Below are 16,231 nucleotides of genomic sequence, written 5' to 3' on the forward strand. Positions count from 1 at the left end.
ACCGATCTGGCGCGGATGGTCGAGGCGGCCCACCGCAACAAGTTGCCGCTTCTGGTCGTTCCGGCCCAAAGCGTGAAGGCTTGCGAGCACAGGGAGCCCGACCTGTGGGCGAGGCGTGCGACTGGGCGCGTACGTAACATAACGCCCGTTCTCGGAGCCGGCGGCCCTGGGTGCCAGTGTCAGAACGCGGCGTAGAATTCGCGGATCAGGTCGGCCTGAGATGGCATGAGCCTCCGGAGAGCCCTCTACAGTTGGCCGTATCGCTAATCCGGCGCAAGAGCGGCGTCCACCATCGCCTGCGCTTCATCCACGATGCGGGCCAGGTGCTCTTCGCCACGAAAGCTCTCCGCATAGATCTTGTAGATCTCTTCCGTGCCCGATGGCCGGGCGACGAACCAGCCGCTCTTCGCGATCACCTTCATTCCGCCGATCAGCGCGTCGTTGCCGGGCGCACGATCGAGGATGCTCACGATCCTCTCGCCGGCCAGCTCCGTGCAGCGCAGCTCCTTCGGCGAGAGCGCGGCGAGCCTCTTCCGCTGCGCCGCGGTGGCTGTCGCCTGGACACGCGCGGCCGCCGGGGCGCCGAACTCCTGCGTGAGATCGCTGTAGGTTTCCCCCGGATCGCGCTCCGCGCGCGCGGTGATCTCGGCCGCGAGCAAACCCGCGACGATGCCATCCTTGTCCGTGGTCCACGCTGTGCCGTCGCGACGGAGAAAGGACGCGCCCGCGCTCTCTTCGCCGCAGAAGCCAAGCGAGCCGTCGAAGAGACCGTCCGCGAACCACTTGAAGCCGACGGGCACTTCGTAGAGCGCCCGACCGAGCTTCGCGGTCACCTTGTCGACCATCCAGCTGCTGACGACGGTCTTTCCCACCCTTGCCTGCTCGCGCCACTGCGGCCGATGCTGAAAGAGGTACCGGATGGCCACCGCGAGATAGTGATCGGGAGAGAGCAGTCCCCCGGCCGGGGTGACGATCCCGAACCGGTCGTGATCGGTGTCGCAGGCGAAGGCGATGTCGAACCGCTCCTTCACGCCGATCAACCGCTGCATCGCATAGGAGGACGACGGGTCCATGCGGATACGACCATCCCAGTCGACGGGCATGAATCGAAAGGTCGGATCGACCTCCTCGCTGATGACGGTGAGATCGAGCCCGTAGCGCTCGGCGATCGCGCCCCAGTAGTGCACGCCGGCGCCGCCGAGCGGATCGACGCCGAGGTGGATGTTCGCGGCGCGGATCGTGTCCATGTCGATCACGTTGCCCAAGTCGCGTACGTAGGCGTCGCGATAATCGTGGCGGTGCGTCGTCGCGGCGCGGAGCGCCCGCTCGTACGGCACTCGCTTCACGCCCTTGAGCGCCCCACGCAGCAGATCGTTGGCCCTGGTCTGGATCCAATCGGTGACGCTGGTGTCAGCCGGTCCGCCATTGGGCGGGTTGTACTTGAACCCGCCATTGTCCGGCGGGTTGTGCGACGGGGTAATGACGATGCCGTCCGCGAGGCCCGTAGTGCGCGCGCGGTTGTACGTGAGGATCGCGTGCGACACCACGGGGGTCGGCGTGACTTCGTCGTGCGCCGCGAGCCTCACATTGACGCCGTTGGCCGCGAGCACTTCGAGCGCGGTGGCGCAGGCCGGCACGGACAGCGCGTGCGTGTCGATGCCGAGGAAAAGCGGTCCGTCAGTGCCCTGCCGCGCGCGGTACTCGCAGATGGCGTGACTGATGGCGAGCACGTGCCATTCGTTGAACGTTCTCTCGAGCGCAGAGCCACGATGCCCCGACGTGCCGAACGCCACAAGCTGCTCGGGCACCGACGGGTCCGGCGTATCGGTATAGTAGGCCGTGACCAGTCGCGGCACGTCGACGAGCATCGCCGCGGGCGCCGGCTTCCCCGCGAGCGGGCTGATCTTCACGCGCGAACCCCCAACCATCCGCCGTTGAATCCGGCGGCTCGCAGTCCCGCGGTGATGTACTGACAGCCGCGCATCAACCGCCAGATCAACCCCGACTCGTAGTTCTCGACCATGACGACGGTGGGGCCGGAGTGGAGGCCGAAGTGCCATGGCGACACCCAGCAATTCGCCGATCCGCCCGGATCGAGGAAGGTGGGATTGAACGTCGCCTTGAAGCCGTAGGGATGGGTGCCGTAGAGCTCATGTCGCTGGAAATCCGCGACCGTCGGCAGCACGATCTCCGGCGCGAAGGGAAGCGAAGCGACCACCGCCCACGGAGCGATCGTGCCGTCGTCGGGACCGTCGGGCACGCCGCGCGCCCGGTAGCCGAAGAACTGGCGCTCGACGCCATTGAGGACGCGGGTGATCTCCCCCGGCCCGTCGCTCGCGGTGAGCCCCCAGCAGAGTGCACTGTACTCCGCGAAGCCGCCGGGATTCATGATGCCGTACCGCTGTTGCACCACGGTCGCGCGCCGGCTGTTCTCGAAATAGTCGATCCCATGCGCCCGCATGAAGGCGTCCTGGATGCCGCGCAGGTCGAGCCAGAGGTGCGAGAGTTGGTGCGTGAAGAGCGGCGCCGCGTGCAGGTACGGCGTGTCGTAGATGGTGCGCCATTCATAGGTCGAGGCCCAGGCCTGGTAGCTCGCCGCGGGGAGCGGATGCGTGGGCGAGCCGAGGCCGAGCACGTATAACACCAGCGCCTCGTCATACCCCTCCCAGCGGTACGGAAGGAACCCGCTCTCCGGCTTCCAGCCGTGGGTCACCGTGAGTCCGCCATCCTGCGCCCACCGCCAATCGACGCGGGCGTACAATTCGTGCGCGAGCTCGCGGATCTCGCGCTCGACCGGCGCACCGCCGCCAAAGTACTCCGCCGCCGCGAGCATACCCGCGAGCAGGAGGGCGGAATCGACGGTCGAGAGCTCGCATTGCCATGCGCGCGCGCCGGTCTGCATGTCGAGAAAGTGGTAGTAGAAGCCCTTGTATCCTGTGGCGTCGGGCTCCGTCCCCTGCCTGCTCTGCCGGAAGAATCGCAGGGTCGTGAGCGTACGCTCGGCGGCTTCGGCGCGCGTGATGAGCCCGCGCTCCACGCCCACCGGATACGCGGTAAGCCCCAGCCCCACCGCGGCGATACTCGCCGGCCAGTCCTTGCACGTCTTGTCGACGACCAATCCGTTGGCGCGATTAGTCTCATACAGGAAGTAGCCGAAGGCATCGCGCCGGATCACATCCAGCATGCGCGATTCCGTGGCCCCGGCGTGCGCGGGGCTCACAGGTTCACGGACAGCGTCCCCGGCGGCGGATACGTGATCTTGGCCAAACGCCTTGGTCAGGCCCTGGCGACGGTCTTCCTCTCAAGCTCGACCTCCGCGCGCAGGCTCGCAATGTCCCGATGGATCGCGGCCACCGCCAGGATGTTGCGACCGCTTCGGTAGGTGATCGTGCAGTCGCGCGCGTCGAGCTGCCCATCGATCTCGGCGCTGTCCCACTTCTCCGCGTGGCCGACATACGAGAGGGAGAGATCGTACTGATCGGTCCAGAAGAAGGGCACGGCGTCGAAGCGCTCGCGCCTGCCCAGGATATTGCGCGCCGCGGTCTGCCCCTGACGCTCGGCCACCACCCAATGCTCCACGCGGATCCGCTCGCCGGTGCGCGCGTCCGGCCAGCGCGCGATGTCGCCGGCCGCGAAGATCCCCGGCACGCTCGTCTCGAGATACTCGTTCACCGTGACGCCGCGATCGATCGCGAGGCCGGCCTTCTCCGCGAGTGAGATGGCGGGGCGGACCCCGACGCCGACGACCACGAGATCTGCCCACAGCCGCTCCCCGCTCATCAGCGTGACCGTGCGCTCCTGGAAGGAGGCGGCCGTCGCACCGAGATGGAAGATCACGCCGTGCTTCTCGTGCAACGTGCGGAAGAACTTGCCGACCTCCGCTCCCAGGATGCTCTCCATGGGCACCTCTTCCGGTGCGACTACGTGCACCTCCACATCGTGCGCACGGAGCGCGGCCGCCACCTCGAGTCCGATGAAGCTCGCGCCGATCACGACGGCGCGCTCCGACGCCTTGGCTTTCGCGAGGAGCGCGCGGCTGTCCGCGAAGGTACGCAGATAGTGCACGTGGGGGAGATCGTGCCCCGGCACGTCGAGCCGCACCGGATCGGCGCCGGTGGCGAGCAGGAGCGTATCATAGGCAACGCGCTTGCCGCCCGAAAGCTCCACCCGGCGGGCCGCGGCGTCGATCGCGGCGGCGCGCGCGTTCAACTTGACGGTGATCTTGTGCTTCTCGTAGAACGCCCGCGACCGGAGGGGCACGGACTTCGGGAGCGCGGTGCCGGCGAGGTAGCCCTTGGACAGGCTGGGGCGGTCGCAGGGAAGAGAGGCATCGGCGCTCAGCATGGTGATGCGGCCGGTGTAGCCCTCGCGCCGGAGCATCTCCGCGGCAGCATGACCCGCGGCGCCGCCGCCCAGGATGACCACCGATCGCGGCGCGGCCCCGTTGGCAGGCGGTGAGGGCAGTCCGGCACGCGTGACCTTCTTCCCGACATACGCCCTCCCGTTGCGCTGCTCCACATGCCAGCACGCGACGGGCTTCAGCGCCGGCGCGCGGAGCGCTTCGCCGGTGCGCAGGCTGAAACAAGCGTGGTGCCACGGGCATCGGATCGTGCCACCCACGATGAGCCCGTCCGCGAGCGGGCCGCCGTAGTGCGTGCAGGAAGTACCGACGGCGAACAACTCGTCCCCCTGCCGCGCGAGCAGCACGGGTTCGCCCTGCGCGTGCCCGAGGAGTGAGGCGCCGTCCGCGACCGACCCGACCGCGACTCCCTTCGTGAAGTCAGGGCCGCCGAGTTTCTTCTTGGCTGCGCTCATCCATTCTCCTGTGCGCCGATGATACCTTCATCTGGCGGTCGTCATCTCGATTCGCCAGACGGGTCCCTTGAGGTACAGGGCGCCGTCGCAACGCACGAAGGCGGGGACGTCCTCGGTCAGGATCACGCATTCCTGATCGGCCGGCGCCTTTCCCAAGAGGGTGGCGAAGACGCGAAGGGTCGCGCCGAGCTTGGGTTTCAGCGCGTAGCGCGTTGCCTGCCAGGTGGAATCGCCAGCCACCAGTCGCTGGTTGCCCGCGGGAACCATCTCGAGCTGGATCAGCTTCGGCTTTGGCGTGAACGCCACGACGTGAACGGTCTCGCTCGCGGCCGACACGAGGTTCTTCAGGAGCATCGGCACCATGCCGTTATACACATCGGGGGGCAGCTCGATGCTCCCGTTAGACGCCTCTTCTTTGCCACCCCGCGTCGAATGCACCTTGTAGGTCCCCGTCTTCCGGTCGAGCACGGCCTCCAGCGTCTCCGGAAACGACGGCCCGCGCTGCACCAGCCGGTAGTTGAGCAGGGTGAAGACGCGCTGCTGCGAGAAGGTGATGGTCTCGTCGTGCAGCGAGCCGTCCTTGAAGCGAAGCACGAGCCGGCTCTCGACGCGGTCACTGTGAGCGGCCTGAAGGAAATCGCCATGTCCCAAGATCTCACCGCTCACAGACCGGACCAGCAGCAGGCCGTGTGCGGTTCCCTCTACCAGCCTCACCTCGATGGGCGCGGCCTCGAGAGGAGACCACGGCGCAAGAACGATGAGCATGGCGAGAACAGCGCGCCGATACGGCGTCATGCGTGAGACCCCCGACGCACCGCTTCCCACGGGCCGGGACTACAGCCGAGCAGATGTTGGACCAGGTCGTTCTTCACCTGCTTCGTGAGACCGAGTCTGAAGAACCCGTCGTCGAACGACCCAGCGGGAGGTTGCGGCGCGGGGATCGCGAGCTGGTAGAAGTGCAGGGCGGCCAGCTTGGCGGTGACCTTGTCGGGCGTGCCGCGCGTGTCCCACGAACCTGACCTGGCGGCCACGGGGAACCGCGCCGGATCCTTGAGCCGCGCGGCGAAGTAGACCCCCGAGCCATTCATCTCGGTCGCCGCGACGTACGCATTCCAGTAGGGCACCGAGCCAAACCCCGTCCACGTGTGCAGGTTGACGCCGGCCAGCTCGAATGCCGGCGGCATCAGAATCCCCGCCTGCTTGCCGTCGGGACGAAAGGCCTTGCCGTCCTTGTCGAGTTCGGCGTCGAAGCGACCCGGATCAAGACCTTGAGAATCTGCGGCATAAGAGTACCGGGAAAACGAGCTTCAAACATGGCCGCACTCCCTGGACGAGAGTCCTGCGCCGTAGGAACGGGCGCGTCCCCAACCCACGTGAAAGACGCTTCTTCGCTTTCTAGAGGTGACTGTAGTCCCGGCGGAGGCGGCGGCCTATTGGACCTAAGCCCCATGCCTGTCGAGCGAAACGGCCCGTGGACCCCCGTGGACCCCCGTGGACCCCCGTGGACCAAGGTCCAATAGGCACGCAAGATGACGACGACTAGAGTCCGTGCGTGATGGACATGTTCCTCTATCACACGATCCCCACTCAGGCCGATTCACCTCGTGAAGTCCCGCGGGCGCGGAACCGGTCATGAGGTGTCAGGAGGCTCACCATGGATGACATCAGAAAGCGGCTCGATCACAACCTGACGGCGGCTCTCTTTCGACTTTGCCAGCTCGGCGGGGCCGTAGCGGTTGAGGAGCTGCCCGGTGCGATCCGCGACAACTCCCGCCTCGCTGACGAGGTTGACGAGATCCAGGCCAGCGAGAACCGGGAGATCAGCTTCGCCACGCGCGAGAGGCTGGTGGAGCGCGTGAATCGTCTCTCGGCCGCCCTCGACCGGCTGAACGACGGTGAGTACGGCGTGTGCGTGGAGTGTGCCGAGCGGATTTCCCCGGCGCGGCTGCACGCGGTGCCCGAGGTGCAGACATGCGTCCGCTGCCAGGACGGCATCGAGCGGTTCGCGCGGCGTATGTGAGCGCGTAAGGAACATAACGCCTGTTCTCCGACCCGACGGCCCTGGGTGTCCGTGTCACAGCTCGGACAAACCGCGGCATCTCGCGCCGCAGCACCGGAGTACGGGGGCGACGGGCGGGCCCTCGCACCCGGGAGCCCGAGATGGGCGAGGATCCGCTGGATGACGACGGGGGCATCGATCGTGGTCATCAGCTGCATCCGCCCGGCGCAGCGCTTCGACGCCTTGCAGATCCCCTGGCCCGCGAAGCCGGCCTGACTAGCCGAGCACGACGCGAACGGAGTGGGTGGCGCCGTCATCGGTGAGCCGGAGCGGCCCGCCGCCGGAGGCCAGAGAGGCGCCGTCCACCTCCACGCTCGAGACGCCGCGCGAGACACCGCGCGGGTTCTCCACCGTGAGCTCGTAGCGCGCCGAGCGATACTGGAAGACGATCTCGAAGCGCGGCCAGCCACGCGGGATGCACGGGTCGAGGTGAAGGAACTCCCCCCGCACACGGAATCCGAGCAGCCATTCCAGGCCGGCCCGGTACATCCACCCCGCCGAACCCGTATACCAGGTCCAGCCGCCGCGTCCGACGTGGGCACGCTCGGCGTACACATCGGCGGCCACGACATACGGCTCGACCCTGTAGCGATCGGCCTTCGCGCGGGTGTTCGCATGGTTGATCGGGTTCAAGAGCGAGAAAAGCCCGTACGCCTTGTCTCCCTCGCCCAGCGTGGCGAAGGCGATCACGGACCAGAGAGCGGCATGGGTGTACTGGCCGCCGTTCTCGCGAATGCCCGGAGGATAGCTCTTGATGTAGCCGGGGTCGACGGCCGTGCGGTCGAATGGCGGAGCGAGGAGGACCATGAGTCCCTCGTCCCGCCGAATCAGATGCTCGTCGACCGCGGCCATTGCCCGCGCCGCGCGGGCAGGCTCCGCGGCGCCCGAGATCACTCCCCAGGACTGCGCGATCGAATCGATCCGGCATTCCTCGCTCTTCGTGGATCCGAGCGGGGTGCCGTCGTCGAAGTAGGCGCGGCGATACCAGTCGCCGTCCCACGCCTGCGCTTCCAGGGAGACCTTGAGCGCGCCCGCATGCTCTCGCCACGCGGCGGCACGCGCCTGGTCGCCACGGCCCTCGGCCACAGGCGCGAATTCGCGGAGCGTCGCATGGAGAAACCACCCGAGCCAGACGCTTTCCCCGCGCCCCTCCCGGCCGACTCGGTTCATACCGTCATTCCAGTCGCCCGTGCCGATCAAGGGAAGGCCGTGCGCGCCGACGGCGAGAGCCCGGTCGAGAGCGCGGGCGCAGTGCTCGAAGAGTGTCCCCTGCTCCGATGACACGCCGGGCTGAAAATACGACTCGTCCTGTCCCGTCGCGAGTGTCGGTCCCTCGAGGAAGGACACGACCTCGTCCAGCACCGCCGCGTCGCCCGTGGTGTCCAGATAGTGGAGGACGGCGTACGGCAGCCAGACCGCATCGTCGGAAATTCGCGTGCGGACGCCGCGACCGGAGGGAGGGTGCCACCAGTGCTGCACGTCGCCCTCCACGAACTGGCGGGCCGCCGCTCGAAGGAAGTGCTCGCGCGCGATTCCCGGCGTCGCCACCGACAGCGCCATCACGTCCTGGAGCTGGTCGCGGAATCCATAGGCTCCACCCGCCTGATAGAAGGCCGAGCGCGACCAGACCCGGCACGCGAGCGTCTGGTAGAGCAACCAGCGGTTGAGCAGCAGGTCCATGGACCGGTCCGGAGTCCTCACTTGGACCGCGCCAAGCACCTCGTCCCAGCGGGCCTCGACGGCCCGCAGGACCCTGTCGAGGTCGGCCGTCCGATAGCGCGCGATCAAGGCGCCCGCTTCCTCGCGAGTCGCGGCCTGGCCGAGGAAGAACACGACGTCGGCGTGCTCCCCCGCGCGAAGCTCGAGGATGGTCTGGAGCGCGCCGCACGGGTCGAGGCCGGGGCCGACCCGCCCGGAGAGGCGGCCCTCGCGGATGAGGGCCGCGGGCCGCTCGAGAACACCGTTCCGCCCCAGGAACTCCGTCCGGTCACCCGTCCACGCCGTCTGCGCCCCGCCGAGATCGGCAAACGCCACGCGGCCGGCAAAGTCACTGGCCCAGGTATTGCGCGCGATCATCGCCTTCGTATCCGGGTCGATCTCGGTCACCATGAACGGCGCGGAGGCGCTGCGAGACACGCCGAGAACCCACTCGACATAGGCGGTCACCGACAGCCGCCGCGTCCGGCCCGACGCGTTCCTCACCGTCAGGCGGGACACCTTGATCGGGTCCTCGAGCGGCACGAACTGCAGCAGCTCGAGCGAGATGCCGTGCGAGACGTAGTCGAAGCGGCTATAGCCCTGGCCGTGTCTCGCCGTGTAGGGCTGGCCGGCCTCGCGGATCGGCAGCGCCGTCGGACTCCACAATTCGCCGCTCTCCTCGTCCCGGACGTAGATTGCCTCACCCGGCGCGTCGTTGACCGGATCATTCGACCACGGTGTGAGCTGGTTTTCGCGGCTATTGGCCGACCACGTGTACCCGGAGCCCGACTCGGAGACCTGAAAGCCGAAGACCGGATTCGAGATCACATTGATCCAGGGCGCCGGCGTCGCCTGCTCGCCCTCCAAGATCGTCACGTACTCCCGGCCGTCCGCCGCAAAGCCTCCCAGGCCGTTGAAGAGCTCGAGCTCCGGCCGTGGCAACGGGAGGTCCGGCAGCGGCTTGGTCACGGGCGGCCGCCGCAGGGGAGCGATCGGCGGAGCGTCGGGTCGCTGCTCGCGCGTGATTTGCTCGGCCAATGTCCCACGCCGATTCGACAGCACCGCGCGGGCCACGGTGAGCAGGGCATCGTGCTGTGAAGGGGTGATGCGGTCCGATCGGAGGATATACACGCTGCCGTGCGGCGCGTGTCCGTCATGGGCAGCTGCCGATTGGCTCGTGCGGACCAGCGTCTCCAGCAAGGATTGCAAATCCTGCACGTACGACGGGGCCCGCTCGTTCAGGATCACCAGGTCGACCGCGAGCTGCTTCATCCGCCAGTACTCGTGGGCGCGGAGCAGCTGCCGCACGATGCCCACATCGTCGGGGTCGTCGATCTGCACCAGGACGATCGGGATATCCCCCGAGATCCCGTGCGGCCACAGCGCCGCGGGACCGCCCGTGTCACGCGTGAGCACGTCGGCGGAGGGCCGGAGCGTCCGGTCCAGGAAGAGCACGCGGCGGGCGAGGCTCTGGAAGAGGTGGGCCTCGTCGGGCCCGATGCTGAGATGGTGCAGCTGCACCTGGGCCTGGGTCCACGCCAGGGTGGCGGCACGGTCGAACGTGACCGCGTCGCGGTACTTCTCGGCGAGGCCAAGGGCCTCCACGCGCGACGGCGCGACCATGGTCGAGAACGACACCCGAACGGTGACGCCCGGGGGGATACGCACCCGCCGTCGCAGACTCACGATCGGATCCAGCACGGAGCCTACGGTGTTGGAGAGGGCCCGGCCCTCGATCAGCGAGAGGGGTATCCGGACCCCGCGGCCACGGCCGAGAAACCGGGCGCGGTCGGTTTCCCACTGGAGGTCGCCGACTGTCTCGCCCTCGACGGCCACCACGTGCGCCAGCCAGAGCCGCGGCTCGTCAGGCGATCTCGGCCGGCGCGTCGCGAGCACCACGTCCAGCTCGGGGAGGCACTCGGTCTGGACGAAGAGGTTCGAGAACGCCGGGTGGGCCGCATCGGCTGCCGGCGGCACCAGCACGACCTCGGCATACGATGTCAGCTCGATCTCCCGGGTTCGTGTGCCCAGGTTCATGACCGAAACGCGGCGCACCTCAGCGTCGTCTTCCGGAGAGACGAGCACGTCGAGCGTGGTGGTGATCGAGCCATCCTGCCTGGCGATCCTGGCCCGGTCCTCGGAGAACACCACCTCGTACCTGTCCGGCTCCCGTCCGGCGGGCTGGTAGCCGGCCGACCAGACCTGCCCACTGTGCGCATCGCGGAGGTAAACGTACGTGCCCCCCACGTCCCGCGTGACGTCCTCTCTCCAGCGGGTCACGGCGATGCCGCGCCAGCGACTGTAGCCTCCGCCCGCGGCCGTGACCATCACCGCGTAGCGCCCATTCGACAGGAGATGCGTGCGCGGGAGCGCTCCGTGGGGCGTGGTGAAGCGCCGAACGACCGGAGGGACGAACTCTCGCGCGTCGCCAACCGTCATCACGTCTTCCGCAGGCGGTCGGGCGACCGCGACGTCTCGCGGTGTCCGCTCCTGCAGCAAGAGGTCGGTCGCCTGGACGAGGGGCTCGGAGTGAAAGCGCGCGCGCATGATCCCGCCGTGAAGCACATTGTCGAGGGCGACGAGCGACATGCCTTGGTGGTGCGCCATGTACGCGCGGACAACGGCCACCTCGGCGTTCTCCGGAAGCCTAGACGGCGTGTAGTCGAGGGCTTCGTAGAAACCGTATATGCCGCTGCCGCCGGCTTCCGCGAGACGCTGGAAGTTTCGGACCGCGGCCCCTGGATCGATCATGGCCGCCAGCGCGGTCGCGTACGGGGCGACGACGACATCGTCGCTCAGCCCCCGCCGGAGCCCGAGGCCGGGCACGCCGAAGTTCGAGTACTGATAGGTCATCTCGAGGTCGCGCGCGTTATAGCCAGACTCCGAGACTCCCCACGGCACGCCGCGCTCCGCACCATACGAGATCTGGCGGCGGACCACAAGCTGGCACGTCTGATCAAGCAGGCTTCCCGCCGGCGCGCGCATGACGAGGGCGGGCATCAGGTACTCGAACATCGAGCCCGACCAGGACACGAGCACGGAATCCTGTTCCACCGGCGTCAAGGCGCGGCCCAGCCGGAACCAGTGCGAGACGGGGACATCGCCTTTCGCGATCACGACGAAGCTCGTGAGGCGGGCCTCCGAGGCGAGAAGGTCGTAGTAGCCAGAGTCCAGGCTGCCGTCAGGGACGCGGTAGCCGATCGAGAAGAGCTTGCGCACCGGATCGAAAAGGAAGCCGAACTCCATACCCCTGGCCACCGCTTCTACGCTCTGAGCAAGGTTCGTCAGACGCTGGATCAGAAGCTCGGACATCGGGCTCGTCCCATCGAGATCACGGGTATGGCTTTCGACGGTGGCGTGCAAGGCGAGAGCCCAGACGATCACCTCTTCCGAAGGCTCCTCCGATGGCGAGCTCCTGCGATCGTCCTCGACCAGGCCCCGCGCGAGGTCCGTCACGGCGCGGGCATGAGCCTTGAGCCCGGCGAGTCGCGCCGACCACTCGGCCGCCTCGGGCACCTCTTTGACGGCCGCCAAGACGGCATCCAGGGCTTCGTCCAGCCGGTGCCGGGTGACCGAACCCGTACGCCGGCCAGCGGCCAGGGCGCGCGCCGACTCACGGACGAGAAGCGCGACGTCCTCGATCCCGGCGAGAGCCGTCTGAGGCAGGAGCGGCCGCTCGATGATCTCCCGACAGGCCTGGCCGAGCGCGATGAGGTGGCCCGCGAGATTGCCGCTGTCGACCGACGACACGTACCGCGGATCGAGCGGACGGAGGTCCGTCGTGTCGTACCAGTTGAAGAAGTGACCGCGGAAACGCTCGAGGCGCTGCATCGTCTGGAGCGTGGCCTCCAGCCGATCGACGGCGTCGAGCGTGCCGATCCATCCGAAATCTCGAGCGGCCACGGTTGACAGGAGATAGAGGCCCAGGTTCGTGGACGAGGTCCGATGAGCCACGACCGGCTTTGGGTCTTCCTGGAAGTTATCGGGGGGCAACGAGTGATCTTCAGGCCCCACGAACGTGGTGAAGAACCGCCACGTCCGGCGCGCGATCAACCGGAGGGCGCGCGCGTCGGCCGCGGACAGGGGCGAGGTCCGGGCGGCGAGCCTAGGCGAGCTGACCCATCGCGCCACCGCAGGGGAGGCTATCCACAGCAGCAGGAAGGGCACGACAGCGGCCAGGACCTCGGGCCGCCGCCAGCCGACGATGGCCGCCGCGCACAGGGTGAGAGCAAGCCCCCCGCCCATGCGGCGATAGAAGCCCCAGAGATCGAGCCCGAGTCCGGACCTTGCCTGTGCCGCCGTGACCCACTCCAATAGATGGCGGTGCGTCACATACACGCGAACGAGCGTCCGCACGATCGCGTCGCTCATCAGCCAGGCCTGATGCGCCAGCATGGTGATCACGAACGCGGTCTGCGAGACGGCATGGAGGAGGTCTCGACCGACCGCGCGCAGGTGGCTGCGCTTGGAGATGCCGCGCCCCCGGGGAATCAGCCCGTTGAGGACCGGCAGGAGCGCCGGGACCGCGATGGTGGCGAGGACGAACAGAGTCCACATCGCGGGTGACGTGCCCCGCATGGCCCACGCGGCGACCAATGTGAGAAAAGCGGTCGGGGCCGACAAGGTGCGGCGCAGATTGTCCGCCATCTTCCAGCGCCCGATCAGCGGAATCCGCGCCCGGAGAATCCATGGCAGCAGCTGCCAGTCGCCACGCGCCCATCGATGCTGGCGGGCCGCGGCGACGCCGTAGTGCGAGGGCGCGCTCTCGAACAGCTCGACGTCGGTGACCAGTCCCGCGCGCGCGAACAGCCCCTCGAAGAGATCGTGGCTCAGCAGCGCGTTCTCCGGCACCCGTCCCGCCAGGGCCGACTCGAACGCGTCCACGTCGTAGATCCCCTTGCCCGTGTAGGAGCCCTCTCCGAAAAGGTCCTGGTAGACGTCGGACACGGTCGCCGCGTACGGGTCGATGCCGGACTGACCTGACGAGAGCTGCTGGAAGATGGAACCCTGGCGCCCCGGCAGGGGCGGCGTGACCCGGGGCTGCAGCACGCCGTACCCTTCGACGACGCGACCCGTCTTTGAATAAAGCCTCGGCCGATTGAGCGGATGCGCCATCGTACCGACCAGCCGGTTGACGGCGCCTCGCGGCAGACGTGTGTCCGCGTCGAGGGTGATGACGTAGCGGATGTCCCGCGGCGCCGCGGCGCCGGGGCTCGGAGCCGGCAGAAAGGAGGTATCGGTGGCCCCTCGAAGCAAGCGGTTCAGCTCGTGGAGCTTGCCCCGCTTGCGTTCCCACCCCATCCAGAGCCCCTCTCGCTCGTTCCAGAGCCGGCGGCGATGGAAGAGGAGGAATCGGTCGCCGCCATCCGCGGCCGTTCCATGGCGCTGGTTCAACCCCGCGATGCTCTCGCGCGCCGCCGCCAGAAGATCCTCGTCGCCCGACATGGTTTCCGTGGGCGCGTCCGTCCAATCGGAGAGGATGGCGAAGCGAAGGTCACCGTCCGAGTTCGCCAGGTAGTGCACTTCCAGCCGCTCCATTTGCTCGTCGATCTCGGGGCGGGAAGCCAGCAGTGTCGGAACGACGACCATGGTGCGCAGGGTCGGCCCGACGCCATCGCGAAGCTCGAACCGGGGCAGCGAGCCCGGCTTGACCACCGCTGCGACGAAGCGATTCACCAACGCGATCGCCAGATCCGAGGCCGGGACGGCGGCCAGCAGCCCGAGCACGACGAGAGCCGCCGGTCCCACCCCGGATGCCCAGGCGGCCATGAGGGGCAGCGCGAGAAGGCCCAGGGTGAGGAGGGCATTCGTACCGACGTACCCGAAGGTTGCCGCCGCGATATATGCGCGAAGCAGCCGTCGCGGCATGGAGGTCCGGAAGCCGAGGGTCGCTTCCAGTGCCAGGCGCCCGGCCCCGACGAGATAGAACCCGGGATCATTCCGGCGGCCGTCGCGCACCTCGCTTCGCGCCGCCTGAACGATCGCCTCACGGGCGACGTCGAACTCGGCGCGGCTCGAGCCTCTTGCGAGCTCCTCGATCGCGTGCCGGTAGCTGTCGCGCGTCGCGAAGTCCATCGCGGCATAGTTGACGTCCGCCTGGAGCACGCGGTCGACCATGCTGACGCTCTCGAAGAACTCCGTCCAGTCGAGCGCGGACATCAGGCCCATGCTCATGATCACGTTCCGGACGGTGACGTTCATCGCGGCCTGCCGCTGGTGCTCGACGCGGACGATCTCGTCGGATGTCGTCCCCTGGGCCGCCAGGCGCCGATCCAGCCATACGAGGGCGGGTGTCACCGCCGGATCCTGGTCGCGGAGTCGCTGGACGAGCTGCACGGCGAAGGCGGTCTTCAGCGGCGCCTCCTCGAGCTTCCGGAGCGTCCGTGTCGCCGGCCCCGTCTCGTCGCCGCGGAGGCCAAGGAGATCGTCCGCCAGGGCGTCGGCGTCCTCGCGTGCCGCGCGCCCGCGCAGGATACTCTCCGCGAGGCGCCGGAGATTTTCCACCAGCACGACCCGCAGGGTGATCGCGACCGCCCAGAGCTCGCCGATGGTCAGCGGCTGGACGCGCTGGTAGGCGAGCACGAATCGGCGGAGAAGGTCCGGATCGAAGCGGCTATCCGTGTGCGCGACGAAGGCCCAGGCGATGCCGTAGACGCGCGGATAGCCGGCGAAAGGCCCGCCGGCCAGCTTGGGCAGCTCGCGATAGAAGCCCGCCGGCAGGTCGTCGCGGATCTCGCGCAGCTGCTCGTCCACGATATGAAAGTTGTCGACGAGCCATTCCGCCGCCGGCACGATCGAGCGTTCTTCGCGGATCGCCTTGGCGACCGCGCGATACGTCTCGCGCAACACGCGCCCGTTGTCCTGGACGCGCGGGAGCAGTGGACGTCCCCTGACGAATCCGCTGAGGACGGGCTGGGCGGCCGCCAGGCTCTCGGCGTGCTGCTCGAAGCGCTCGACACCGAAGAGCTCCGCCCGGATCGGCTCTTCGAGCGTCTCGGGGGTCAGCTCCATCGACCGATGAGCGGCTGCCATGGATCTCCCTGTCGTGCCCTGAGCGTGAGCCGCGAGAAACGGTGGCGGCGCCGAAGGAAGACCGTGAACTGCCCGAGAATTCGAGAGGGTGGCGGGGGCGCCCGGCCCCGCACAGCGCGTCTTCGAGAGGGCAACAGTGTACAGGAAGCCTCTGCCCCGCGCGGCTCGAAACTAAGAGCACCGCCGGGATGCAGATGTGTCCTGATCCTTGTGTCTGGCCCGGCCGTCGGTTCGTCGCGGGCCTCCCTCCTCACCAGACCTCAACTCTGCTTCACTCGTCCGCGATCCAGAAACTGCCATTCCCTGCGGGAGTCTTGTCTGGAGGCTCACCATGGCGCACACACTCTTCATCGGAGGCTTGGCCAATTCCACGTCGAACGAACGCCTGCGCGAGCTGTTCGCGGCGGCCGGGGGCGTCGAATCGGCCGCAGTCGTGATGGATCGTGACACCAGGCGCGTAGCCCGTTCTGCTGCATGGCAGCGAGATGCGCGCCGCGGACCATGAGCTCGATGACTGGCGCACCAGCGCCTGGGACGACAGCACCGAGGGCACAGGCCGGCCGCGCTTTGACATGGGCGACGACGACCCCCTCTAGCTTCGCCTTTCCGGCTCCGCGCTGATCGGCC

At 68.1% G+C, this 16,231-nt stretch carries 6 protein-coding genes and 1 pseudogene; 1 reads left to right on the plus strand and 6 read right to left on the minus strand.

The window, feature by feature from the left end; all coding sequences use genetic code 11:
- Positions 1-263: 263 nt before the first annotated feature.
- The 5 genes and pseudogenes from pgm to VGV06_11600 form a co-directional block, all read right to left on the minus strand.
- Complete coding sequence (pgm, locus tag VGV06_11580; GenBank protein ID HEV2055796.1) at positions 264-1,910, minus strand: phosphoglucomutase (alpha-D-glucose-1,6-bisphosphate-dependent); 1,647 nt, start codon at positions 1,908-1,910, stop codon at positions 264-266.
- A complete protein-coding gene (locus VGV06_11585) occupies positions 1,907-3,184 on the minus strand; it encodes a glucoamylase family protein (GenBank protein ID HEV2055797.1) in 1,278 nt (425 codons plus the stop codon). The genes pgm and VGV06_11585 overlap by 4 nt, the downstream gene beginning before the upstream one ends.
- Before the next feature lie 92 nt (positions 3,185-3,276).
- Positions 3,277-4,815, minus strand: coding sequence for an FAD-dependent oxidoreductase (locus tag VGV06_11590; GenBank protein ID HEV2055798.1), 1,539 nt, complete (start codon positions 4,813-4,815; stop codon positions 3,277-3,279).
- 27 nt (positions 4,816-4,842) lie between these two features.
- Entirely contained in the window at positions 4,843-5,610 is a 768-nt protein-coding gene (locus tag VGV06_11595) for a hypothetical protein (GenBank protein ID HEV2055799.1), read from the minus strand.
- Between the two features lie 110 nt (positions 5,611-5,720).
- A pseudogene (locus VGV06_11600) lies at positions 5,721-6,074 on the minus strand (hypothetical protein).
- Between the two features lie 395 nt (positions 6,075-6,469).
- Between VGV06_11600 and VGV06_11605 the strand changes: the two are divergent.
- Positions 6,470-6,835, plus strand: a complete 366-nt coding sequence (locus VGV06_11605; protein ID HEV2055800.1) for a TraR/DksA C4-type zinc finger protein — start codon at positions 6,470-6,472, stop codon at positions 6,833-6,835.
- 255 nt (positions 6,836-7,090) lie between these two features.
- Here VGV06_11605 and VGV06_11610 read toward each other — a convergent pair whose 3' ends face one another.
- A complete protein-coding gene (locus tag VGV06_11610; protein HEV2055801.1) occupies positions 7,091-15,604 on the minus strand; it encodes a glucoamylase family protein in 8,514 nt (2,837 codons plus the stop codon).
- Positions 15,605-16,231 lie beyond the last annotated feature (627 nt).

Source organism: Candidatus Methylomirabilota bacterium (assembly GCA_035936835.1).
Classification (GTDB): domain Bacteria; phylum Methylomirabilota; class Methylomirabilia; order Rokubacteriales; family CSP1-6; genus AR37.